The 20,721-nt window shown below is 70.2% G+C and carries 22 protein-coding genes; 9 read left to right on the plus strand and 13 right to left on the minus strand.

Annotated features, from left to right (window positions below):
* The first annotated feature begins 73 nt into the window (after window positions 1-73).
* Entirely contained in the window at window positions 74-2,536 is a 2,463-nt protein-coding gene (locus tag FY251_RS03125) for a DUF5059 domain-containing protein (protein ID WP_148413399.1), read from the plus strand.
* Window positions 2,537-2,557: 21 nt separating this feature from the next.
* On the opposite strand, the gene FY251_RS22410 is transcribed toward FY251_RS03125, so the two are convergent.
* Together FY251_RS22410 and FY251_RS03130 are read right to left on the minus strand one after the other, a co-directional pair.
* A complete protein-coding gene (locus FY251_RS22410; RefSeq protein ID WP_187367323.1) occupies window positions 2,558-2,695 on the minus strand; it encodes a hypothetical protein in 138 nt (45 codons plus the stop codon).
* Window positions 2,696-2,797: 102 nt separating this feature from the next.
* Entirely contained in the window at window positions 2,798-4,018 is a 1,221-nt protein-coding gene (locus FY251_RS03130) for a mechanosensitive ion channel family protein (RefSeq protein WP_148413400.1), read from the minus strand.
* 96 nt (window positions 4,019-4,114) lie between these two features.
* Between FY251_RS03130 and FY251_RS03135 the strand changes: the two genes are divergently transcribed.
* From FY251_RS03135 to FY251_RS03145, 3 genes are all read left to right on the plus strand, one after another.
* Complete coding sequence (locus FY251_RS03135; protein WP_148413401.1) at window positions 4,115-4,609, plus strand: metal-dependent hydrolase; 495 nt, start codon at window positions 4,115-4,117, stop codon at window positions 4,607-4,609.
* 77 nt (window positions 4,610-4,686) lie between these two features.
* Entirely contained in the window at window positions 4,687-5,268 is a 582-nt protein-coding gene (locus FY251_RS03140; protein ID WP_148413402.1) for a peroxidase-related enzyme, read from the plus strand.
* Window positions 5,269-5,352: 84 nt separating this feature from the next.
* Entirely contained in the window at window positions 5,353-5,547 is a 195-nt protein-coding gene (locus FY251_RS03145) for a cold-shock protein (protein ID WP_148413403.1), read from the plus strand.
* A 117-nt stretch (window positions 5,548-5,664) separates the two neighbouring features.
* Here the strand turns inward: FY251_RS03145 and FY251_RS03150 are convergent, their stop codons facing one another.
* From FY251_RS03150 to FY251_RS03165, 4 genes are all read right to left on the minus strand, one after another.
* Window positions 5,665-7,161, minus strand: a complete 1,497-nt coding sequence (locus tag FY251_RS03150; protein WP_148413404.1) for a cryptochrome/photolyase family protein — start codon at window positions 7,159-7,161, stop codon at window positions 5,665-5,667.
* Window positions 7,162-7,210: 49 nt separating this feature from the next.
* Entirely contained in the window at window positions 7,211-8,005 is a 795-nt protein-coding gene (locus tag FY251_RS03155; protein WP_148413405.1) for a creatininase family protein, read from the minus strand.
* A gap of 69 nt (window positions 8,006-8,074) precedes the next feature.
* Entirely contained in the window at window positions 8,075-9,682 is a 1,608-nt protein-coding gene (locus FY251_RS03160) for an acyl-CoA synthetase (protein WP_148413406.1), read from the minus strand.
* 61 nt (window positions 9,683-9,743) lie between these two features.
* Window positions 9,744-10,865, minus strand: a complete 1,122-nt coding sequence (locus FY251_RS03165; protein ID WP_148413407.1) for a polymer-forming cytoskeletal protein — start codon at window positions 10,863-10,865, stop codon at window positions 9,744-9,746.
* Between the two features lie 207 nt (window positions 10,866-11,072).
* On the opposite strand from FY251_RS03165, the gene FY251_RS03170 reads away from it, so the two are divergent.
* Together FY251_RS03170 and FY251_RS03175 are read left to right on the plus strand one after the other, a co-directional pair.
* Window positions 11,073-12,047, plus strand: a complete 975-nt coding sequence (locus tag FY251_RS03170) for an aldo/keto reductase (protein WP_148413408.1) — start codon at window positions 11,073-11,075, stop codon at window positions 12,045-12,047.
* Window positions 12,048-12,090: 43 nt separating this feature from the next.
* Window positions 12,091-12,585, plus strand: a complete 495-nt coding sequence (locus FY251_RS03175) for a hypothetical protein (RefSeq protein WP_148413409.1) — start codon at window positions 12,091-12,093, stop codon at window positions 12,583-12,585.
* Here FY251_RS03175 and FY251_RS03180 read toward each other — a convergent pair.
* Genes FY251_RS03180 through FY251_RS03190 form a run of 3 tightly spaced genes read right to left on the minus strand, consistent with a single transcriptional unit; the run spans window position 12,561 to window position 15,576 of the window.
* The gene (locus FY251_RS03180) at window positions 12,561-13,778 is read right to left on the minus strand and encodes an MFS transporter (RefSeq protein ID WP_148413410.1); all 1,218 of its coding nucleotides are present in this window, start codon (window positions 13,776-13,778) and stop codon (window positions 12,561-12,563) included. The two genes, FY251_RS03175 and FY251_RS03180, sit on opposite strands and share 25 nt — an antisense overlap.
* 56 nt (window positions 13,779-13,834) lie before the next feature.
* Complete coding sequence (locus FY251_RS03185; RefSeq protein ID WP_148413411.1) at window positions 13,835-14,908, minus strand: iron transporter; 1,074 nt, start codon at window positions 14,906-14,908, stop codon at window positions 13,835-13,837.
* Entirely contained in the window at window positions 14,905-15,576 is a 672-nt protein-coding gene (locus tag FY251_RS03190; protein WP_148413412.1) for an SCO family protein, read from the minus strand. The genes FY251_RS03185 and FY251_RS03190 overlap by 4 nt, the downstream gene beginning before the upstream one ends.
* Before the next feature lie 144 nt (window positions 15,577-15,720).
* Between FY251_RS03190 and FY251_RS03195 the strand changes: the two genes are divergently transcribed.
* Entirely contained in the window at window positions 15,721-17,019 is a 1,299-nt protein-coding gene (locus tag FY251_RS03195; RefSeq protein WP_148413413.1) for a twin-arginine translocation signal domain-containing protein, read from the plus strand.
* A gap of 41 nt (window positions 17,020-17,060) precedes the next feature.
* Here the strand turns inward: FY251_RS03195 and FY251_RS03200 are convergent, their stop codons facing one another.
* From FY251_RS03200 to FY251_RS03210, 3 genes are all read right to left on the minus strand, one after another.
* Window positions 17,061-17,753 (minus strand): cytochrome c biogenesis CcdA family protein, encoded by a 693-nt coding sequence (locus FY251_RS03200; protein WP_148413414.1) that lies wholly within the window; start codon window positions 17,751-17,753, stop codon window positions 17,061-17,063.
* Window positions 17,753-18,328: a TlpA disulfide reductase family protein gene (locus tag FY251_RS03205; protein ID WP_148413415.1), complete on the minus strand. Its 576-nt coding sequence runs from the start codon at window positions 18,326-18,328 to the stop codon at window positions 17,753-17,755. Before FY251_RS03205 ends, FY251_RS03200 begins: the two co-directional genes overlap by 1 nt.
* 147 nt (window positions 18,329-18,475) lie before the next feature.
* Window positions 18,476-19,159: a DsbA family protein gene (locus tag FY251_RS03210; protein WP_148413416.1), complete on the minus strand. Its 684-nt coding sequence runs from the start codon at window positions 19,157-19,159 to the stop codon at window positions 18,476-18,478.
* 182 nt (window positions 19,160-19,341) lie between these two features.
* Here FY251_RS03210 and FY251_RS03215 point away from each other — a divergent pair, with 182 nt between their 5' ends.
* A complete protein-coding gene (locus FY251_RS03215) occupies window positions 19,342-19,728 on the plus strand; it encodes a 2Fe-2S iron-sulfur cluster-binding protein (protein WP_148413417.1) in 387 nt (128 codons plus the stop codon).
* 13 nt (window positions 19,729-19,741) lie between these two features.
* On the opposite strand, the gene FY251_RS03220 is transcribed toward FY251_RS03215, so the two are convergent.
* Window positions 19,742-20,320 carry an NUDIX hydrolase gene (locus FY251_RS03220; protein WP_148413418.1) on the minus strand — a complete coding sequence of 193 codons (579 nt, stop codon included), beginning with the start codon at window positions 20,318-20,320 and terminating at the stop codon, window positions 19,742-19,744.
* Window positions 20,321-20,481: 161 nt separating this feature from the next.
* On the opposite strand from FY251_RS03220, the gene FY251_RS03225 reads away from it, so the two are divergent.
* Window positions 20,482-20,697: a DUF1918 domain-containing protein gene (locus FY251_RS03225; RefSeq protein ID WP_148413419.1), complete on the plus strand. Its 216-nt coding sequence runs from the start codon at window positions 20,482-20,484 to the stop codon at window positions 20,695-20,697.
* The last annotated feature ends 24 nt before the right edge of the window (window positions 20,698-20,721 follow it).

The raw sequence follows: 20,721 nt of genomic DNA on the forward strand, positions 1-20,721 counted from the left end.
CCGACCGACGCGCAACATTTTCGGCCGACCTAAAAATCGACGTGTTTTTCTACTATTAGGCGTGCCTAAAATCATGAACTACAGCAGACGGCGTCTCTTGCAGACGACGGGACTCACAGTCGCGACCGCCGGACTCGCGGGCTGTAACGGCCAATCGACCGACGGCACGACCGCCGCCGAGACCGACTCGGAGACGGAAACCGCGGCGGAAACGGCCACCGAGGACGCCGAGTCGTCGGTGAGCGTCGACGCCACCGTCGCCGTCGCGGCCGAGTGGAACGCGATGCGCGCCCGGCTCTACGACACCGCCGCGCTCGCGGCCGCGGGGCGACTGGGAACCGCCGCCCGCGTCGCCGGCGACGTGTTCGCCCGCTTCGAGCGGTCCTCGGGCGAGTGGGGCACACACGAGCAGTTGGAGGCGACGAACGAGCGGAACTACGAGACGTTCGAGGAGCACCTCGGCGGCGCGAGAGAGGCGTACGCCGCCGGCGACGCCGGGCGGGGTTCAGACCTCGCGGTGCAGGCGGCCGACAACCTGCTGGCGGCCCAGCGCGGCCGGGTCGACGCCGCCGTGGTCGACGCGCTGGACGTCCTGCTGTTCGGCGCTCGCGCCCGCGACGCCGGCCTGCTCGCCGCGGCCGGCGAGGTCGACGCCGCGGCCGAACTGGCGAACGCGGTGTACGAGGGCTTCGAGGACGCGCCCGCCCACTCGGCGCTTGAGTCCGCCTCCGGGGAACTGTACGAGACCTTCGAGGCGGCCGTCGAGGGCGCGGCCGCCGCCGGCGACGCCGAGACGCTCGCCGCCTCGGCCCGGACCGCCGCCGCCGCGACGGTCGACGCGAGCTACGAACTCGCCCCCGAGACGGTCGCGGGCGCGGGGCACCTCGCGCTCATGCAGTCAGTCGGCTTCGACGCCGAGGTGCTGGCCGGGCTCGGCGGTCCCGGCGACGAGTTCGCCCACGCGGCCGCGCTGTCGCTGTACCGCGCCCGGGCCGCCGACGTGCCCCGACTGGTCGCCGCAGGCGAAAGCGACTTCGCCGCGACGGTGGCGAGCGACGTCTTCGCGCACTTCGAGGGCGCGCGGGCCCACGAGGCCTTAGAGGAGGCCGACCACGACGCCTACGAGGGCTTCGAGGGCGGGCTGGAGTCGCTGACCGAGGCCGCCGAGTCGGGCGACGCCGCGGCGGCCGAGGAGGCGGTGGCGACGGTCGACGAGAACCTGCTCGCGGGAATCTCGGCGCTCGTCGGCGGCGAGGCCGCGACGGTGCTCGAAGCGGCGTTCTTCCGCGCCCGCCTCGGCGACGCCCGCGAACTGGTCGCGGTCGGCGAGACGGACCGCGCCGCCGCGGTCGGCGAGGCCCTCTTTTCCCGCTTCGAGGAGAACGAGGCGGACCTCCACGAGTCCGTCGAGGAGGAGTCCGAAGAGCTGTATCACCGCTTCGAAGAGGAGCACCTCGCGGGGCTCGTCGAGGACGCGGCCGCCGGGAACGCCGGCGCCGCCGCGGCCCACGCCGAGGGCGCGATGGACGCGCTGTTCGAGTTCGAGGCGGCCGTCGGCGCGACCGCCGAGGTGTCGGCCGCCGAGGCCGCGTTCTTCGGTGCTCGCGGGTTCGACGCCGCGGCGCTCGCGCAGGTCGGCGCGTCGGCCCGCGCCGCGACGGTCGTCCAGTCCACCTTCGCCTTCTTCGAGGCCGGCGCGGGCGGCTACCACGAGACCTTGGAGGAAGCAAACCACGGCCTCTACGAGTCGTTCGAGGGCGCGCTCGGCTCGGTCCGAACCGCGGCCGAGGAGGGCGGCGACGCCTACGGCGCGGCCAAGACCTACGGTCAGAAAGCGGTCGATTCGATGTACGCCGTCGTCGCCACCGCGGCCGCGGACGCCGGTCTCGGAGCCGCCGCGTCCGAGCGCATGACCGGCGTCTTCCAGACGTTCGAGGAGGCCCGCGTCCACGAGGCCTTAGAGGAGGCCGACCACGACGCCTACGAGGGATTCGAGGCGGCGCTGTCGGACTACGTCGCCGCGCTGGAGGACGGAAGCGAGGTCGACGCCGCCGCGGAGGCGTACGCGACGGCGACGGCCCGCGCCCAGTTCGCGGTCGTCGGCGAAGTCGGCAAGGCTCCCGCGGCCGGGAGCGCCGAGGAGAGCGGCTCCGCGGACGCCGCGCTGTCCGGGGGTCCGAACGTCGTCGCGGGCGTCCCCGAGGACGCCGACCACGTCGTGAAGATGAGCGCCGTCGCGTTCGAACCGGCCGAACTGACCGTCTCCGCCGGCGACACGGTCGCCTTCGAGCACGCCGCCGGCGAGGCGCACTCGGTCACGGCCTCCGGCGATGACCTCCCCGAGGGCGCGGCGTACTGGGCCTCCGGCGGCTTCGAGTCCCAAGCGGCGGCCGAGACCGGCTGGGGCGAAGGGAAGGGCGCGGTCCAGTCCGGTCAGTCCTTCGTCCACACCTTCGAGACGGCCGGCGAGCACGCGTACTTCTGCGTGCCCCACGAGGCCGCGGGCATGACGGGTACTATCGTCGTCGAGGAGTAGTCTCGTCGTCGAGAAGCAGGCTCAGCGCTCGTCGCGCCCGGTCCGCCCGAGCGCGACGAGCACGAGGTAGCCGACGAGCCCGGCGGCGAACAGCAAGACCGGAATCGCGAAGGGACCGAAGGTCTCGATGAGTCCGTCCACGGGGCCGAGTTGGAGCATACCCGAGTCACGGCCGCGCCGCGGTTAACGTTCTCGGCGGCCGGTGCGGGCGACCGAACCGGGCGCGCGTGGCGGGCGCACCCGCCGAGCGACGCCGGGCGCTCACTCGTCGTAGGCGCTGTCGTCTACGTCCGAGTCCGCCGCCGCGTTCGCGTCCGCGTCCGCGACACCGTCGGCAACGTCCTCGCCGGCCGCGTCTCGGGTGCGGCGCGGTCGCCGGACCCCGCCGTTCGAGAGTCCGGCCGCGGGCGACTGCCGGGTCGTCTCGGCGTCCGCGGAGTGGACGTGCACGTCCCGCTGGGGGAACGGAATTCCGATGCCGGCGTCGTTCAGGCGCTTGTATATCTCGCGGTTGAGGTTGTGCGTCGCCTTCCCGCGTTTGAGCGGGCTGTTGACCCAACAGACGAGTTCGTACTCCAGCGCGTCGGGGCCGAACCGGCGGAGCCGCGGCCGCGGCCGGGGCGTGTCGAGGACCAGCGGCTCGTCGAGGGCGATGTCGGTCAGGAGCTCTTCGAACTCGTCCACGTCGGTGCCGTAGGCGACGCCGACCGGGACCTTCAGCCGACGGCGGCGGTTCGGCGCGGACTCGTTGATGATTTTGGCGGCGTTGAGCACCGAGTTCGGCACGGTCACGAGCAGTTCGTCGCGGGTGAGAAGCGTGGTCGAGCGGATGCCGACCTTGACGACGGTGCCCGCCTCGCCGGAGTCGAGGACGACGTAGTCGCCGATTTTGTAGGTGTCGTCGAAGTACAGCGCGATGCCGCCGAAGAAGTTGGCGACGGTGTCCTTGGCGGCGAAGCCGACGGCGATGCCGGCGATGCCCGCGCCGGCGAAAAGCGGCGTGATTTCGATGCCCCAGATGTACAGCAGCGCGCCGATGGTGCCGACCGAGACGACGATGGTCCAGACGTTCGAGAAGACGGGCGCGAAGTCGTAGCGACTCCCTTTGTCCTTGACCGCCTCGACGAGGCGGTTGACGAGGCGGTTGAGCGCCCACGCCCAGACGACGATGCCGACCGACAGCGACGGCAGGCCGAAGAAGTCGTTGAGGACGCCCTCCTCGACGACGAGCGCCTCGGCGACCGCCGGGGCTCTGGAGAACAGGAAGACGCCGGCCAGCGAGACGGTGACGACGATTGGCCACCGAAGCTCTTGGACGACGATGTTATCCAGAGAGGTCTCGGTTCGGCTGGTGTACCGAAACAGGAGGCGGATGACCACCTTCTCCATGACGAACGCGCCGCCGACGGAGATGAGTAAGACGAGGGCCGTCACCTCAAGCGCCGACAGGCCCGAGAGGAACGACGAGAGGTGTTGGCTCATGCCGCGGAAATCGCGGCCACCGGGGATAACGGTTGCTCCCCTGACGGTCGCGGAGGCCGAAAGGTTTTGTTCGCCGGGGGCGCGAGGTGACACCGGATGTACCGATTCGGTCACTGGGGCGTCTCGCTCCTCGTGTTCGCCCCGCTCGGCTTCGCGCTCGTGCAGGCCGGTCGCCCGGAACTCGCCTTCGCCGCCGGCGCGGCGATGTGCTGGCTGGCGATGCTCCCCGACTACGACATGCGCGTCCCCGGCATCTCCCACCGCGGGCCGACCCACACAGTCCTCTTCGCCGCCCTCGTCGGCGGCGTCGGCGGCGGCGGCGCGTACCTCCTCGCCAGCAACGCGGGCCAACCCGAGACCGCGGCGACGGCGCTCGGCGCGTTCGGCTTCGCCGTGGGCGCGCTGACCATCCTCGCGCACCTCCTCGCCGACGTGCTCACGCCGGCCGGCATCCGCCCCCTGTGGCCGCTTTCCTCCCGGAAGTTCACGCTCTCGCTGTGGACCGCGGACAACACCGTCGCCAACTACGGCCTGTTCGCCGTCGGCGTGTTCGCCGTGGCCGCGGCGGCGTATCTCTCGGTCGCGCTCTGAGCGCCCCGGAACTGGAGACGGCGAGCGCCCCTCGAACCTGAGGAATCGTTAAGGTCCCCCCGAGAGAGCGGAGACGCATGGACGACGACGCAATGCGCCGCTTCCCGGTGCCCGACCGCGACGACCTCCCGGACGACCTGCGCGAGCGCATCGACGACGAGACCGACCGCGCCGGGTTCACGCCGAACGTCTTCGCCGCGTTCGCGTACAAGCCCTCGCACTTCCGGCCCTTCTTCGAGTACCACGACGCCCTCGTGGAGGACACCGACCTCGAACGCCACGAGGTGGAGATGATAATCGTCGCCGTCTCCGGCGTCAACCACTGTTACTACTGCAACGTCGCCCACGGCGCGCTGGTCCGCATCTACGCGAAAGACCCGCTGCTCGCGGACCAACTGGTCGCCAACTACCGCACCGCCGACATCCCCGAGAAACACGAGACGATGCTGGACGTGGCGGTCAAACTCACCGAATCGCCCGCCGAGGTCGGCGAGGACGACCTCCAGCGACTCCGCGACGCCGGCTTCTCCGAGGAGGCGATATGGGACATCGGCGCGGTCACGGCCTTCTTCAACCTCAGCAACCGCATGGCGATGTTCGCCGATATGCGACCGAACGAGGAGTTCCACACGCTCGGCCGCCAACCGCGCGACGACTGACTCGAACGAGAGTAAACAGTACCACGACCCGTGGTAGCAATGGGCGGAATCCTTATGCCCGATACCGGCGAGGTTCGACACGCAATGGCGAAAGGTAAGGTTGCGTTCTTCAAGTCCTCCGGCGGCTACGGCTTCATCGAGACCGACGACCACGACGACGACGTGTTCTTCCACATGGAGGACATCGAGGGCCCCGACCTCGAAGAGGGTCAGGAAGTGGAGTTCGACATCGAGCAGGCCGACAAGGGCCCGCGGGCGACGAACGTCACGCGACTCTGAGTCCGGCGCGTTCCGCCCGACGACGACTCGACACCGAACCGAGTTCTGTATTATCACCCCGCCAGCCGCGGCGCTCGGGAGAGTTCGGTCGTCCTCCTCAGACGGTCCCCGGTCGCCTCAGAGCGTCCCCGCCCGCCCCATCCGCCGAATCTCGTCGGCCCGCGTCCGGATGGCCTCCCACTCCTCGTCGTCCTTGCGGTCGACGTGGGAGTACATGAGCCCCATCCGACCCGTCCCGCGGAGGCGCTGTTCGTTCTCCTTCAGGAAGTCCCAGTACAGCGCGTTGAACGGGCAGGCGTCCTCGCCGGTCGTCTTCGACACCGCGTAGGGACACGACGAGCAGTAGTCGGACATCTTGTTCACGTAGTTGCCCGAGGAGGCGTAGGGCTTCGACGAGAGCGCGTCGGTGGCGAACGACCCCATGGCGACCACGTTCGGCGTCGTCACCCAGTGGAACGCGTCGACGAAGCCGAGGTGGAACCACCGATTGAGTTCCGCCGGGTCGACCCCGTAGACGAGCGCGAAGTTCGAAAGCACCATCAGGCGCTCGATGTGGTGGGCGTAGCCGCGGTCGCGGACGTGGCCCACGGCCTCCGAGAGACAGCGCATGTCCGTCTCGCCGGTCCAGTACGCCGCCGGGAGCGATTCGGTCTGGACGAGTTGGTTCGCCTCGGCCAACTCGGGCATCGACCGCCGGTAGACGTGCCGCACGAACTCCCGCCAGCCGAGGACCTGCCGGACGAACCCCTCGACGCTGTTGAGCGGGGCGTCGCCCGACTCGTACGCCTCTTCGACCGCCTCGACCGCTTCCCGCGGGTGGAGCAGGCCGAGGTTGATGGCCGCCGACAGGAGCGAATGACACAGCGCCCACTCGCCGTCGACCATCGCGTCCTGATACGCCCCGAACTCGGGGAGGCGGACCTCGACGAACTGCGACAGCGCCTGTTTCGCCTCCGCGCGCGTCACCGGCCAGACGAACGGTTCGGGCGACCCCCACGCGTCGGGGTAGCGCTCGCGGACGAACGCGATGACCTCGCGCGTCGTCTCGTCCGGGTCGAACCGCGGGGCGTCGGGCGGCGTCCACCCCTCGGGTGGCGTCTCCCGGTTCCGGTCGTCGTAGTTCCACTCGCCGCCGACGGGGTCGTCGCCGTCCATCAGGACGCCCGTCTTTCGGCGGACGTGTCGGTACCAGCGTTCCTGTCGGTAGCTGTCGGCGTCACCGGCCCAGTCGTCGAAGTCGGCGGGCGTCGTGAGAAACAGGTCGTTCTCGACGAGCGTGAGCGACCCGCCGCGGGCGGAAACGAGTTCCCGAAGCCGCTCGCCCGCGCCGTGGCTCGGCGGGTCCATCGCGACGAGGTCGTCGCCGGGGGCGGCCTCGAAGTAGCGGTCGAGCCCCTCGCCGAACGTCTCGGCTTCGACGTACGTCACCTCGTAGTCGCGGTCGCGGAGGTCGTCGCGGAAGTGCCGCATCGCCGAGAAGACGAGCGCGAGCTTCTGGGGATGGTACGGCAGTCGGTCGCCGAAGGCGTGGGCCTCTATCATCAGCACGCGGTCGTCGGACTGGAGCGGCGCGGCCGACGGGTCGAGTTGGTCGCCGAGGACCCAGACGGTCATAGGCGTCCCTTCGGCGGCGGCGAAAAGAGCGTGTCGGCCGGTCGAAGGGTTAGCGACGCGACCCCGGTTGGGGGTCGACGTGCGCGGGCGCGAGCAGGTCGTCTATCGGCTGGTCGTCGAGCCACGACAGCAGGTGAACGAGCTGGTCGGTCGCGGCCTCGAACAGCTCTTCGCCGGCCTCGGGCGACGCGTCGGTCTGGTCGCCGAAGACGCCGTTTTCGGAGTTCTCGACGGCGTCGTAGAACGTCCGCGCGCCGTGCTCGCGGAGGTGGTCGTCGCTCAGGTCCGGGACGCCGCCGTCGCGGGCGGATTCGAGTTCGCCCTCGCGGACGAGGTCGCGGGCGATGTGCATAATCATCGAGGTCTCCTTCGGCCCGCCGTGGGGGCCGGGGTGGTCGAACAGGTCGGTCACGAGGTCCGGAATCGACTCGTCCCACATCCACTCGATGGCGTACATGGTGCCGTCGTCGCGGAGGCGACGCCCGACCTCGCGGAGATGTTGGACGTTGCCGCCGTGGGCGTTGACGAACACGACCCGGTCGATGCCGTGGTACGCGAGGTTGCGCGTCATCGACTCCACGTAGTCGCGGAACTGCGCCGCGTCCACCCACATGGTCCCGTGGAACTGGCGGTGGTGCGGGCTGACGCCGACGTTGACGGTCGGCGTGCAGAGGTAGCCGGTCCGGTCGGCCGCCTCGCGGGCCAGCGCCTCCGCGATGAGGTGGTCGGTGGCGAGCGGGAGGTGCGGGCCGTGCTGTTCAGTCGAGCCGAGCGGCACGACCGCGAGCGACGATTCGGCCACGTAGTCGCCGAGTTCGGGCCACGTCCGGTCCGCGATGTACATGGACGTCACCAGGCGACGACGCCTAAAGAAAGGTGCCAAAGGGGAAACGAGTTCCCGGAGGCCGCCGGCTCAGTCCCGCTCTTGGGACCGCAGTTCGATGCGGCGAATCTTCCCCGAGGAGGTCTTCGGCAGCTCCGCGACGAACTCGATTTCGCGCGGGTACTTGTACGGGGCCGTCTGCGCTTTCATGAACGACTGGAGTTCGTCCACGAGGTCGTCGGAGCCCTCGTAGCCGTCGGTGAGGACGACGTACGCCTTGACGATGCTCCCGCGCTCCTCGTGGGGGCTTGCGACCGCGGCGGCCTCGGCGACCGCCTCGTGGGAGACGAGCGCGTCTTCGACCTCGAAGGGGCCGATGCGGTAGCCCGCCGAGATGATGATGTCGTCGGCGCGGCCCTCGAAGAAGAAGTAGCCGTCCTCGTCGCGGGAGGCGAGGTCGCCGGTGCGGTAGTAGTCGCCCGAGAACGTCTTTTCGTCGAGGTTCGGCTTCTCGTAGTAGCCGTCGAAGATGCCGGGACAGCCGACGGGGACGGCGATTTCGCCGATTTCGTCGACGCCGACCTCCTCCTCGTTCTCGTCGATGATGGTCGTGCCGAGGCCGGGCGTGGGCTTGCCCATACTGCCGGGTTTCACGTCGATGCCGGGGTAGTTCGTGAGGAGCGCGACCGTCTCGGTCTGGCCGTAGCCGTCTCTCGGGATGACGCCGAACGCCTCCCGGAACGCCTCTATCGGCTCGCGGTTGAGCGGTTCGCCCGCCGACAGCGCCTCGGTCAGTTGCAGGTCGTACGAGCCGAGGTCGCGCTGGGCGAACATCCGGTACTGGGTCGGGACGGCGCAGAGGCGGGTGACGCCCTCCTCCTCCATGATGTCGAGGAAGGTGTCGGGGTCGAAGTCGCCGCGGTAGACGAACTGGGTCGCACCGGTCGTCAGGCCGACGCCGACGGGGCTCCAGAACCACTTGGCCCAGCCGGTGCCGGTCGTCGCCCAGAGCAGTTCCTCGGAGAGGTCATCGTCGGCCGTGACGCCCCACCAGTAGGGGGCGTTGACCAGTTCGAAACAGCGCATCCAGCGGTGGCGGTGGCGCACCGGCTTGGGCTGGCCGGTCGTCCCCGACGTGTAGTTGATGGACATCGGGTCTTCGGCCCGGAGGTCGGGGCCGTCGTGTTCGGCGGACGCGTCGGCGACGAGGTCGGAAAAGGAGGTCCAGCCGTCGGCGTCGCCGCCGAGGACGACGAAGTTCGAAAGCGGCGTCTCGTCGCGCACCTCGTCGACCATATCGACGAGCGATTCGTGGACGACGGCGGTCGTCGCCTCGCAGTCGTTGGCGCGGAACGCGATGTCCTTGGGCTTGAGCATCGAGGAACTGGGGACGAGCAGCGCACCGCGCTTGAGCGCACCGAGTTGGACGGCGAACACGTCGGGGTCGCGGGGGAGGAGGTGGATGAGCCGGTCGCCCTTCCCGACGCCCATGGATTCGAGCGCGTTGGCGAAGCGGTTCATGTCGTTTCGGAGGTCGCCGTACGTCCGCTCCGCGCGGCCGCCGTCGGCGTCGCGGAACTTCAGGGCGACGCGGTCGCCGAAGGCGTCGGCGTGCGATTCGATGACCGCGGGGATGTTGTACCCCTCGGGGATGTCCCACTCGAACGATTCCGACTCGGTCGCGTAGTCGACTGCCATGGCTCGACAGACAGAACAGACCATAATAATTGTTCGTCCGGGTTAGGAGAGCGCCGCGCCGTCAGGCCATCGGCGAGCCCTCTTGCGGACCCTCGTCGGGCGCGCTCACGTTCTCGTCGCCGTCGTCGGCGGACTCCCCGCGGAGCGCCAGCGCGAACGCGCCGAGTCCGACGAGGAGGACGACGAATTCGAGGAGTCCCCCGAGCGGGACGAAGTCGAGGACGGCCAGCACGAACAGGCCGGCGAACAGCGCGACCCAGCGGTTGTCGTAGTCCGCGAGCGACAGGAGCCACGTCCCGAGGACGAGCGCGCCGTAGATGCTCGCGGCCCAGAGGACGAGCAGGAAGCCGACCCCGCCGGCCAGCGAGAGCGGGATGCCCACGAGGGTCAAAACCAGGAGCAGCAGGACGATGGGCACCGCGACGATGGCGAGCAGGCCGACGCCGCCGCTCCGAACTGCCTTCTTCGTTCCGAGACCCGTCACGCGGCGGGCGAAGTCGGGCGCGACGAGGACGATAATCGCGCCGAGGACGAAGTTGGCGAGCAGCCAGTAGCCCGAGACGACCCAGCCGGGGATGACCGGGCCTTCGAACTGGCCGAACTGGAACGGCGTGCCGGCGACGACGGGCGCGGCGACCGCGAGGTCGTCCACCTGTTGGACGCCGCCGTCGACGACGGCCGCGGCGTCGACGGTCGCGGTCGCCGCGTCGTATTCGAGCGAGCCGCCGACCCGGGCGGTCGGCCCGACCGCGAGCTCTTCGGCACCGACGCGGACGTTTCCGTCGACCGCGCCGTCGAGTCGGACGGTGCCGCCGGCGGCGTCTAACGACCCGTCGATGGCGGCGGTGTCGCGGACGAACACCGCGCCGCCCGCGAGGCTCACGTCGCCGTTGACGGTCCCTTCGAGGGTCGCGGAGCCCGCGACGGCGTCGAGGTTCCCGTTGATGACGCCCGTCTCCGTCACGAGGACGGTCCCGGCCGTCGCAGACACGTCGCCGGTCACCGTCCCGGCGACGACGACCGTGCCGCCGACCGCGTCGAGGTCGCCGTCGAAGGTCTCGCCTTCGTCGACGACGACGGCACCGCCGGCCGCCGGCCCTTGTTGTGCGGCCGCGACGCCCGCGAGCGACCCCACCACGAGGAGGCTCAGCAGGAGCGCGACCAGTTGTTTCGATGTGAACATCGGAATCACCGAGGCTACGCCTCGGGTGAATGATACGACGCGAGAGGGAATAAACCGAGAGAGACGGTTTCAAACGCCGAGAAACGGCCGGTTCGGCTGACTGTCAACAATCGCCGCTCGGGCGCGCGAAGCGCTGCTGTCGGCCCGGTTCCCCACCGAAGCTACCGCTTGGTCCATCTTTTTGCCGACTCGCGGGGATGTTCGGGCATGGAGTACACGACGCTCGGAGACACCGGCATGGAGGTCTCCCGCATCTGTCTCGGCTGTATGAGCTTCGGCACGCCGGAGTGGCGCGAGTGGGTCTTAGACGAGGAGGCGGGCCTCGAACTGGTCGACCGCGCCATCGAACTCGGTATCAACTTCTTCGACACCGCGAACATGTACTCGAACGGCGAGTCCGAGCGCGTCCTCGGGAAGGCGCTGGAGGGCCGCCGCGACGAGGCCGTCGTCGCCTCGAAGGTGTACTTCCAGATGGACGAAGACGACCCGAACTCCGGCGGCCTCTCGCGGAAGGCCATCGAGCAGGAACTCGACAACTCGCTTTCCCGCCTCGGGATGGACACGCTCGACCTGTTGCAGATTCACCGCTACGATTACGACACGCCCATCGAGACGACGATGCGCGCGCTCGACGACGCGATTCGGCGCGGCAAGACGCGCTACGTCGGCGCGTCGTCGATGTGGGCCCACCAGTTCGCCGAGGCGCAGTACACCGCCGACTCGCTCGGGCTGGACCGCTTCGCCACGATGCAGAACCACTACAACCTGCTGTACCGCGAGGAGGAACGCGAGATGCTTCCCCTCTGCGAGAAGCAGGGCGTCGGCGTCATGCCGTGGTCGCCGCTCGCCCGCGGCTACCTCACCCGCCCCCACGAGGAGTTCGAGGCGACGACCCGCGGCCGGACCGACGAACACGCCAAGGGCCACCCCTACTTCGAGGGCGGCGGCCGCGAGGTGAACGAGCGCGTCGAGGAACTCGCCGACGAGAAGGGCGTCAAGATGGCGCAACTCGCCCTCTCGTGGGTGCTCCACAAGGACTGGGTCGACGCGCCCATCGTCGGCACCAGCAGTATCGAACACCTCGAAGACGCGGTCGAAGCCCTCGACATCAAGCTCTCGGACTCCGACGTCGACTACCTCGAAGAACCCTACCGGCCGGTCCGCGTCTCCGGGCACGAGTAGGCCCAAGGGAAACAGCCTTCAGCGCCCGCAGCGAGGGACGACCGTGTACGGGACACTCGCACGAATCGCCCGCGACGAGCCGGAGACGGCGATTCTCGGCGTCGAGTCGGTCCTCGCGACCGGCGTCCTCCTCGGCGTCGCGCTGACGCTCGTCTCCCCGCTCGCGTCGGCGCTCCCGCTGGCCGACGTCGGCTTCGGGGTCGCGGCCGCCGCGACGCTCCTTCTCGCGGCCGTCTCGCTTCTGGCCGCGTCGCGGCGAATCGCCCTCCTCCTCACCGGCCGCGGCGGCCTGCGAATCGAGACGTTCTGGCGACTCCTCGAACTCCTGCTCGCGTTTCTCGTCGCCGGCATCGTCGCCTTCGCGGTCCAACTCGGCGCGTTCGCGGCGACCGTCCCCGACCCGCGGGGCGGCGGCGTCTTCGTCGGCCTGTTCCTGGCGTTCGTCCTCGCGGGCGTCGGCCTCGCCGTCGTCGTCTGTCTCCGCGGGATGTGGCTCGTCGTGAACGCCGAGCTTCAGTCGGCGCTCGACGGGGTCTGAGCCGCGTCGATGCCGTCGAGTCGCTTCACCGCCCGGAGCGCGACGACGGCGATGGCGACCTCGGCGAAACCGACGACGAGGAACGACGGGAGGTAGCCGACCACGTCGGCGACGACGCCCCCGATGAGGAAGCCGGCGAGGAAGCCGAGGCTCCCGAAGACGTTGAAGCCGCCGAGGGCCGCCCCGCGTTCGCCCGAGTCGGCGAGGTCGGTCACGAGCGCCATCGTCGCGGGCGCGACGAGCGCGCCGAAGACGCCGACGACGACCATCAGGCCGGCCGCGAGTTCGAAGGCGGGCGCGACGCCGACGGCGACGATGGACACGCCGTAGAGCACCGACCCCGCGACGACGGGGACGAACCGGCCGACGCGGTCGGACAGCGAGCCGAGGGGATACTGCAGGAGCGCGAAGGGGACGAAAAAGAGCGCGAGCACCCCGCCCGCGACGGCGGCGTTCACGCCGAACGCCTCGCGGAAGTAGTACACCCCGACGAGGGCGAAGAAGCCGGCGGTCATGCGGTCGATGAAGCCGAAGGCGTAGGGGACCGCGAACGCCGGCCGGGCGGCCAGTTTCTTGAGGACGACGCCGACGCCGACGCGGGTCGAGTCGGGCGTCCGGTCGGTGACGGTCGTGACGAGCAGGGCGACGGCGGTGAGCGACGCGGCCGACGCGTACAGCGGCGCGAGGGGGTCGATAGTCGTGAGTTGGCCGCCGACGACCGAGCCGAGCGCCGCGCCGAGGCCGATGGCGATGCCCGCCGCGCCCATGTTCCGACCGTTGCCCCCCGAGAGGTCCGCGAGCATCGTAATCGACAGCGAGAACGCGCCGATGGTCATCGCGCCGCCGACGAGGCGGACGACGAGCACCGCGCCGAAGGTCGCGTCGAGCCACGGGAGCGTGGCGAGCGCGAGGAGCGCGACGTAGCTGGCCGCGCCGCCGAGCGCGCCCGCGACGATGAGCCGCGTCCGCCGGCCGAGCGCGTCCGAGAGCGCGCCCCAGACGCTGGAGAAGGCGACGAACGAGGCGAACTCGGCGACGAGAAACAGCATCCCGGCCGAGAGGTCGTACTCCCCCTGTCCGCCGCCGAGGGCGGTCACGAGGTCGGAGACGCCGGGGTAGAGGAGCACCTGCGAGACGAGGACGCCCCAGACGGCGAGGGCGAGCGTCGCTCGTTCGCGGCGCGTCGAGTCCATACGGGGTCGGTCGGTCCGGACGAAAATAGCCCTGTCCTTGTTCGACGCGGTTGCCGTTACCCGAGGCGGACGGGGTCGAAGTCGAGGAAGGCCGTCTCGTAGCCCTCGTGGCGAGCGACCTGCGGCGGCACGTCCACCGCGAGGTCCACGGTCGCGTCGTCGCCGGCGAGCCCCGGCACCGACGCGCCGTAGTGGAAGCCGATGTCGGCGTCGAGGCCGGGTTCGAGGCGGCCGTCGAAACCGGACGACCCGCCGGTGTCGCCGCCGGACGCGACGGTCGCGGTGAGGCCCAGCCGCGGGACGAGAAGCCGGTTGTAGGGCGTCAGCGGGAAGACGGCGAGGTACGGGTCGTCGCCGAAGCGGTCGGCGTCGAGGGCGGTGCCGACGAGTCGGAGGCTCCCGGTCGTCGCGGCCCCCAGCGCCGTCCCCGGAAGCGTCTCGGGGCCGCGGCCGAGCGGGAGACCGTCCGTCTCCATCGGCCTGACCGCGCCGGGGTCGCCCTGCTGGTCGTCGAACGTCGTGTACGGGATGTCGTCGCGGTCGCCGGAACTGTACTCGAAGTCGAGCGTCGCGCTCGCGGGGGACTCGAACCGACCGGCGAGGTCGCCGAAGGGGCGCAGTGAGGGTACGCCCACGTCCACCGACACCTCGTAGGTGCCGTCGCCGTCGAGGCCGAAGTTCGAGCCGTAGTGGAAGCCCATCCGCTGGGAGAGCATCGCGTAGACGACCTCCTCGCTCACGAGGTCGCCGTCGCGGGCGATTTCGATAGAGAGGCCGGTGTCGGGGACGACGACGCCCGTCTCGGGGTCCCAGACGGACGCCATGAGATGCACGTCGTCGCCGGCCTCGACGGCGGTTTTCGAGGTTCCGAACCCCTCGCCCTCGTCGGCCATCACCCAGAAGCGGTGGGGATAGCTGTAGAAGACGCCCACGCGGAGGTCGCCGGCATCCGCGCTTCCGACCATGCGCATCCCCTCGGTGTGGGTCGGGACGTACACCTCGTCGGGGCGGTTCGAGACGACCGGCGGTTCGCTCGACGTGTAGAGCCGGCCGAGCTCGGCGAGGCAGCCGGAGAGCCCGGCGGCTCCGACGGTTCCGCTCGCCGCGAGGAACCGACGCCGACTCGTCATGCCTCCCGGAGCGCGGTGAGGTCGTCGATGAGCGTCTGTTCGTCAGGCTGGTTGCCGCGGTAGGTCCGCTCGACGTAGCCGTCGCCGTTGACGAGCGAGACGAGACCGAGGTGGGTGAACATGTAGTTGCCCTCGTCGTTCGGCTCGTTCTTCTGGAAGAAGACGCCGAACTGGTCTTCGACGACCGACTTCGCCTCGGCCTCGTCGGCGGGGCGGAGGAACTGCCAGTTGCCCGCGTCCATGTCGACGTTCATCTGGTCGGCCTCCGCGCGGAAGGCGTCGGCGTCGTCGCGGGCGGGGTCGAACGTGATGGGGTAGAACGACACCTCGTCGGCGTAGCCCTCGCTGACCGAGTGAATCTGCACCTCGCGGAGCGCGCTGATGAGGACCGGACAGACGGTCTCGCAGTTGGTGAAAAAGTACGTGTGGAAGTGCGGCACGTCGATGTCGCGCACCGACACCTCGGTCCCCGCGATGGGGTCGGTGAGCGTCACGTCGGGGACCCGCTGGCCCCACGCCGGGTACGGGAGGTCCTCGCTGGACACGTCGTTCTCGCGGTCCGGTTTCGACAGCGAGACGTTCGGGTTGGCGTCGCCGCCGCCGAGACAGCCCGCGACCCCGAGCGCCGCGCCCGCCCCGGCGGCGCGGAGATACGTACGTCGTTTCATTACCCTCGCTAGCGCCCCGGTACTGAAATGCCGTTTGGTGTGCGTTTCGAACGCCAGCGCGCGTGTTCTCGTTCCGCACGACCGACGCGAAAGCTTCGACGCACACACCAGAACGGACTTCCCCGGGAAGTCCTTAGCCGAGGTATGTTCGACGGGTCTCCGTCCCGCCGGGAGTTCCTGAAGGCCGCGGTCGCCGCGGGCGGCGCGGCGGCGCTGTCCGCCTGCCTCGACAGGGCACCGGACGACCCCGTCCCGGCGGGGACCGACGCGTTCGAGACGCTTCCGAGCCGACAGCACGCGTGGAACGAATTCTGCCGTGAGGACGACCACGGCAACGCCGAGATGCCCAGACATCAGGTGCTTCTCTACCTCGACCTCGACGGCGAGGGGCCGCCCGACGAGTCCGACCGCGAGACCGTCGAGAACGCCTTCCGCGTCCTCGACCGCGCCTACGAGCGGAGCCACGAGGGCGTCGTCTGGTCGGCCGCCTACACCCCGCGGTACTTCGACCGCTTCGACGACCCGCTCCCCGAGAGCGTCGACCTGCCCGAACCGCGGGCGCTGTCGCCGTTCGAGACCCCCGAGTTCGACCGACAGGACGCGCTCGTTCACCTCGCGTCGGACCGCGCCGACGCGGTTCTCGAAGCCGAACAAGCCCTCCGCGGCGAGACCGACGAGGCAAACGGCGTCGCCGTCGACGCCGACCTCTCGGGGGTCTTCTCGGTCGCCTCCCGGCGGACGGGCTTCGTCGGGGCCGGACTTCCGGCGGAACACCAGTCCGACCTCAACGGCATCCCCGACGGGAACCCCGTCCCCGAGGAATCGCCGCTGTTCATGGGGTTCAAAGCCGGCTTCGCCGGCAATCAGGCCACCGAAGCGTACGTCACCATCGACGAGGGGCCGTTCGCGGGCGCGACCACGAAGCACGTGGCGAACATCCGCCAGCGCCTCTCGGACTGGTACGACGAGGAGGACCGCTACCACCGGGTCATGAAGCTGTTTTCGCCCGCGCACGCCGAGCAGGAACTCGTCGACGGCGTCGGCGACAACCTCGGCGACGACAGCGGCATCGACGCGATGCTCGACAGCCTCCGCGACGACGCCTTCGAGTTCGGCCACGTCGGCCACGCCCAGAAGGCCGCCCGCGCCAACCGCGACGACGAGGGCAACGTCAGACTCCTCCGCAGACACTTCGAGTCGGACGACGACGGCGTGGCGAGCCTGCACTTCCCGTCGCTCCAGCGCGGTATCTCGGCGTTCGAGGAGGTCCGCGAGGCGATGAACGGCACCGACCTGACCGACGTGCCGACCGTCCGCCAGCGCGTCAACAACGGGATTTTGGAGTACATCTTCGTCAAGCGCCGCGGCAACTTCCTCGTGCCGCCGCGGGGGATTCGCGCGTTGCCGACGCCGACCGGCGAAGTGCCGGGTTTGGACGGCTGAGTCGCCGCCGCGAGCTATCCGGCAGCCGACCGCTCGCGCCCTCAGACGTGTCCCAAGAACGACAGCGCCAGCCAAATCTGCCAGAGGCCGGCGAGCACCATCGCGGCCGCGGCGACTTTCTGGACCCAGCCGACGTAGCCCGAAAACAGACGGGCGAGTCCGTCGCCGAACGCGGCCGCGATGGTGACCACCGCGAGCGGGAGCGCTGCGGCGGCGGCGTAGGCCGCCAGCGAGACGACCGCCTGCACGGTCGGGAGCGCGAGCGATTGCGTGACGACGCCGAGGAAAATCGGGACGACGCAGCCGGCCGCGGCGAGGCCGTACACCCCGCCGAAGACGGCGAAGCCGGTCACCGACGACCGGTACTCCGGGAGGACGACGTGGAGGCTCGGCGCGCGCCCGGTGAACATGAGGACGCCGAAGCCGACGAGCGCCGCGCCGACGAGCGGTTCGAGGAGCGCGAGGTGCGAGGCGATGCGGCCGCCGACGACCGCGAGCGCGCTCCCGATAGCGCCGAGGACGACCAACGCGGCGAGCGAGGCGACCGCCCCGCGGACGACCGCGCCGCCGAGGTCCGCCTCCTCGCTTGAGAGGTAATAGCCGACGTAGCCCGGGAGAAGCGGGTAGGCGCAGGGCGCGAAGAAGGTGGCGACGCCCGCGCTGACGGCGAACGCGAGCGTGCCGGCGAATCCGGGGTCGAGCCCCAGCGCGGGACCGAGACCGAACCCGGGCATCAGGCGACGTCCTCGACGGCCGCCCGGAGGTTCTCCTCGCTGGCGAGGCCGCGGTGCGTCCACGACACCTCGCCGTCGGCGTCGAAGACGACGAGGTACGGGAGGCCGTTCGCGCGGACCGCGCGCATCAGGTCGCTGTCGGGGTCGTGGCCGACCGTCCAGTTGCCGTCGTGTTCCGCCCACCACGCGCGGATATCGTCCATGGTGAGTCCCCCGCCGAGGCGCTCGTTGGTCACCGAGACGAACGCCACGTCGTCGCCGAACTCCTCGTGGAGGGTCCGAAGCGACTCCATCTGGGCGACGCAGGGCGCACACCACGTCGCAAAGAGGTCGAGGACGGTCGGCATCCCCGCCGCGGGGATTCGCGCCTCGCCGGCCGACGACCCCTGTGCCTCCACGGTATCGACGACGAGCGGGAGGTCGCCCGTGTCGGGCAACGCGGTTGCCGAGGCGGTTTCGGCGGCCGTCTCAGTCGCCGCAGCCGTCCCCGGGGATGCCGTCCCGTCGCCGAGACACCCCGCGAGACCGGCGACGCCCGCGCCCGCGAGAACGGAGAGCAGGGCGCGTCGTCTCACCGGGCGTCACCTCGTCGGAGTCGGGAGCGCGGTCGCGTCGTGTCCATACTCGTGGCTAGTGAACCCCGCCGTAAAGCGTCGCTGGTGTCGCGCACGAATCCCGCGCGGGAGGTGGTGCGGGCGTCGAATCGTTCGATTCGCGTCCGATTACCGGGCGTTCTCGACGGCGCTCTGGAGGTCGGACCACCGCGGGGCGACCTGCTCGCCGTCGACGAGGACGGTCGGCGTCCCCTGGAAGCCGCGCTCGTCGACGGCATCGGTTCGTTCGGCCTCGATGAGCGGGCGGTAACGCTCGCGAGCGGCGGCCGCGGCGACAGAACAGCCGTCGAGGTCGGCGTCGTTCGCGAGCGACTGCAGCGTCGACAGCGAGCCCTCGGCGTCGCCGCCGCCGAACTCCGATTGGTTCTCGTAGAGCGTGTGGGCGAAGTCGAAGAACGTCTCGTCGTCGGCCTCGTCCTGAGCGGCGCGGGCCGCCGAAGCGCCCTTCCACGACCACCAGTCGTCGACCGGAATCGGGAAGTCGTGGTGGCGGTAGCGGACGACGCCCTCCGAGACGTACTCGGACCGGAGTTGCGGGGCGACGTCGACCGCGAACGTCGCGCAGTGGGGACAGGCGAAGTCCTCCCAGACGTCGACGACGACGCTCGCGTCCTCGGACCCGATGACGGGCGAGGGGAGCGAATCGACTGTGTCGCGCTCGGGAACCTCGCAACCGATGGCGGCGACGGCGCCGTCGCCTGAACCGCCGCTTCCGCCGCCGAGGCACCCGGCGGTACCCAGCGTCAGCGCACCCGCCGTGGCGGCGAGGTACGTGCGTCGTGTGTTGCGCATGGTCGGCTTCGGGGGCGAACGAACTTAGATTCTCCGAGGCGAATCGCGGGGTTTCGGAGGTGATTGCCGCTTTTCGTGGTTCGATTCGGGAATCGGTGCGGCGCGGCGGCCGCCGGTCCCGATCCGGTTTCCGTCGTCCCACAAACGACACTGATTAACCCCCTTGCGGCGTCCCCCCACACGTGCCAACCGTCCACTTCCGCGGCCGGGAAATCGAGTGCGACCGCGGGGACGTCCTCCGCGACGTGCTCCGCGCGGCCGGTGAGTCGCCGCACAACGGTCACTCGTCGTGGTTCAACTGCCGCGGCGGCGGCTCCTGCGGTACCTGCGCCGTCGAGGTTCGCGGTCCCGTGACCTACCGGACGAAAAAGGAGCGCCGCCGGCTCCGGTTCCCCCCGCACGACCCCGACTCGGGGCTTCGACTCGCGTGCCAGACGGTCGTTCTCGGCGACCTCTGGGTGGAGAAGTACCCCGGCTTCTGGGGCCAGGACGTCGGAGACGACGAGAGTGACGACGCCGAAGCGGGCGACGAACGAGACGCGCGAGGAACGCCGGAACAGTCCGACTGAGTCGGCGGCGCGGTCAGTCGCCGGCGACGTGGTCGTACCACGACAGCAGGTCGTCGCGGTCGCGGGTGTCCGCCGGGAGCTCCGAGACGCGGAACCACCGCGCGGCCGATATCTCCTCGTCGGGGTCGTTCACGCTGAGTTCCGCGGTCTCGCCGGCGCGGGCGCGGTAGACGGGCATCACGCCCCACGTCTGGTGGCCGTCGCAGCGGATATCGATTCGCGTAGCCATCGCGAGGCCGCCGTAGTCGGCGGTGATGCCGGCCTCCTCGGCGAGTTCGCGCCGGGCGGCCTCGGTGAAGCCCTCGTCGCCGCCGTCGACGCCGCCGCCGGGGAGGACCCAGAGGTCGACGCCCTCGTGGCGGACGAGCAGTATCTCGTCGTCGCGGCGGCGGACGACGGTGTGGACGCCGTAGGGCGTCCCCGTGGACTTCACGCGGGCGGCGAGCGTCCGAAACCGCGGGCGGGAGACGCGGCGGGTGTGGACCGGTTCGAGGTAGTCGGCGTCGGCGTGGCTCCGGCGCAGGCGATGGTAGGCCTGCTCTGCGCGCTGTCGCGCCTCGTCGGCGAGGAACCACAGGTCGTCGACCGTCATCGGCGCGCGGCCGGCGGTCGATGTGCGAGCGGGCGACTCGGCATACCCGACGGTTCGGCGCGACTCCACAAATCGGCTTCGACACGCGCCGTCGAGACGCGGAGCCGGCGACTTCGCGGCCAATCATCGCCCTTTTATCCGGTGGCGCGGAACCTGTGCGTATGAGCTTCGAGAAAGACGACACGGTCGTTCTGCACGACAAGCACAGCGAGTTCGACGGCGAGACCGGCACGGTCACGCAGGTCATCGAGAGCATGTTCGGCGAGCCGACCTACACCATCAGCTTCGACGAGGGTCAGGAGGTCGGCATCGCGCAGGACCAGCTCGAAGCCGCCGACGGCGACGACGACGAAGCCGACGAAGCCGACGAAGAGTAAGCGACTCACACCGACCCGCCGCCT

The organism is Haloferax sp. KTX1, assembly GCF_902410085.1.
Classification (GTDB): Archaea; Halobacteriota; Halobacteria; order Halobacteriales; family Haloferacaceae; genus Haloferax; species Haloferax massiliensis.

Bases quoted from the DNA above. Each gene is read 5' to 3' on its own strand.
- FY251_RS03125 (WP_148413399.1), top strand. From the start codon at position 74: ATGAACTACAGCAGACGGCGTCTCTTGCAGACGACGGGACTCACAGTC.
- FY251_RS22410 (WP_187367323.1), bottom strand. From the start codon at position 2,695: ATGCTCCAACTCGGCCCCGTGGACGGACTCATCGAGACCTTCGGTCCC.
- FY251_RS03130 (WP_148413400.1), bottom strand. From the start codon at position 4,018: ATGAGCCAACACCTCTCGTCGTTCCTCTCGGGCCTGTCGGCGCTTGAG.
- FY251_RS03135 (WP_148413401.1), top strand. From the start codon at position 4,115: ATGTACCGATTCGGTCACTGGGGCGTCTCGCTCCTCGTGTTCGCCCCG.
- FY251_RS03140 (WP_148413402.1), top strand. From the start codon at position 4,687: ATGGACGACGACGCAATGCGCCGCTTCCCGGTGCCCGACCGCGACGAC.
- FY251_RS03145 (WP_148413403.1), top strand. From the start codon at position 5,353: ATGGCGAAAGGTAAGGTTGCGTTCTTCAAGTCCTCCGGCGGCTACGGC.
- FY251_RS03150 (WP_148413404.1), bottom strand. From the start codon at position 7,161: ATGACCGTCTGGGTCCTCGGCGACCAACTCGACCCGTCGGCCGCGCCG.
- FY251_RS03155 (WP_148413405.1), bottom strand. From the start codon at position 8,005: ATGTACATCGCGGACCGGACGTGGCCCGAACTCGGCGACTACGTGGCC.
- FY251_RS03160 (WP_148413406.1), bottom strand. From the start codon at position 9,682: ATGGCAGTCGACTACGCGACCGAGTCGGAATCGTTCGAGTGGGACATC.
- FY251_RS03165 (WP_148413407.1), bottom strand. From the start codon at position 10,865: ATGTTCACATCGAAACAACTGGTCGCGCTCCTGCTGAGCCTCCTCGTG.
- FY251_RS03170 (WP_148413408.1), top strand. From the start codon at position 11,073: ATGGAGTACACGACGCTCGGAGACACCGGCATGGAGGTCTCCCGCATC.
- FY251_RS03180 (WP_148413410.1), bottom strand. From the start codon at position 13,778: ATGGACTCGACGCGCCGCGAACGAGCGACGCTCGCCCTCGCCGTCTGG.
- FY251_RS03185 (WP_148413411.1), bottom strand. From the start codon at position 14,908: ATGACGAGTCGGCGTCGGTTCCTCGCGGCGAGCGGAACCGTCGGAGCC.
- FY251_RS03190 (WP_148413412.1), bottom strand. From the start codon at position 15,576: ATGAAACGACGTACGTATCTCCGCGCCGCCGGGGCGGGCGCGGCGCTC.
- FY251_RS03195 (WP_148413413.1), top strand. From the start codon at position 15,721: ATGTTCGACGGGTCTCCGTCCCGCCGGGAGTTCCTGAAGGCCGCGGTC.
- FY251_RS03200 (WP_148413414.1), bottom strand. From the start codon at position 17,753: ATGCCCGGGTTCGGTCTCGGTCCCGCGCTGGGGCTCGACCCCGGATTC.
- FY251_RS03210 (WP_148413416.1), bottom strand. From the start codon at position 19,159: ATGCGCAACACACGACGCACGTACCTCGCCGCCACGGCGGGTGCGCTG.
- FY251_RS03220 (WP_148413418.1), bottom strand. From the start codon at position 20,320: ATGACGGTCGACGACCTGTGGTTCCTCGCCGACGAGGCGCGACAGCGC.
- FY251_RS03225 (WP_148413419.1), top strand. From the start codon at position 20,482: ATGAGCTTCGAGAAAGACGACACGGTCGTTCTGCACGACAAGCACAGC.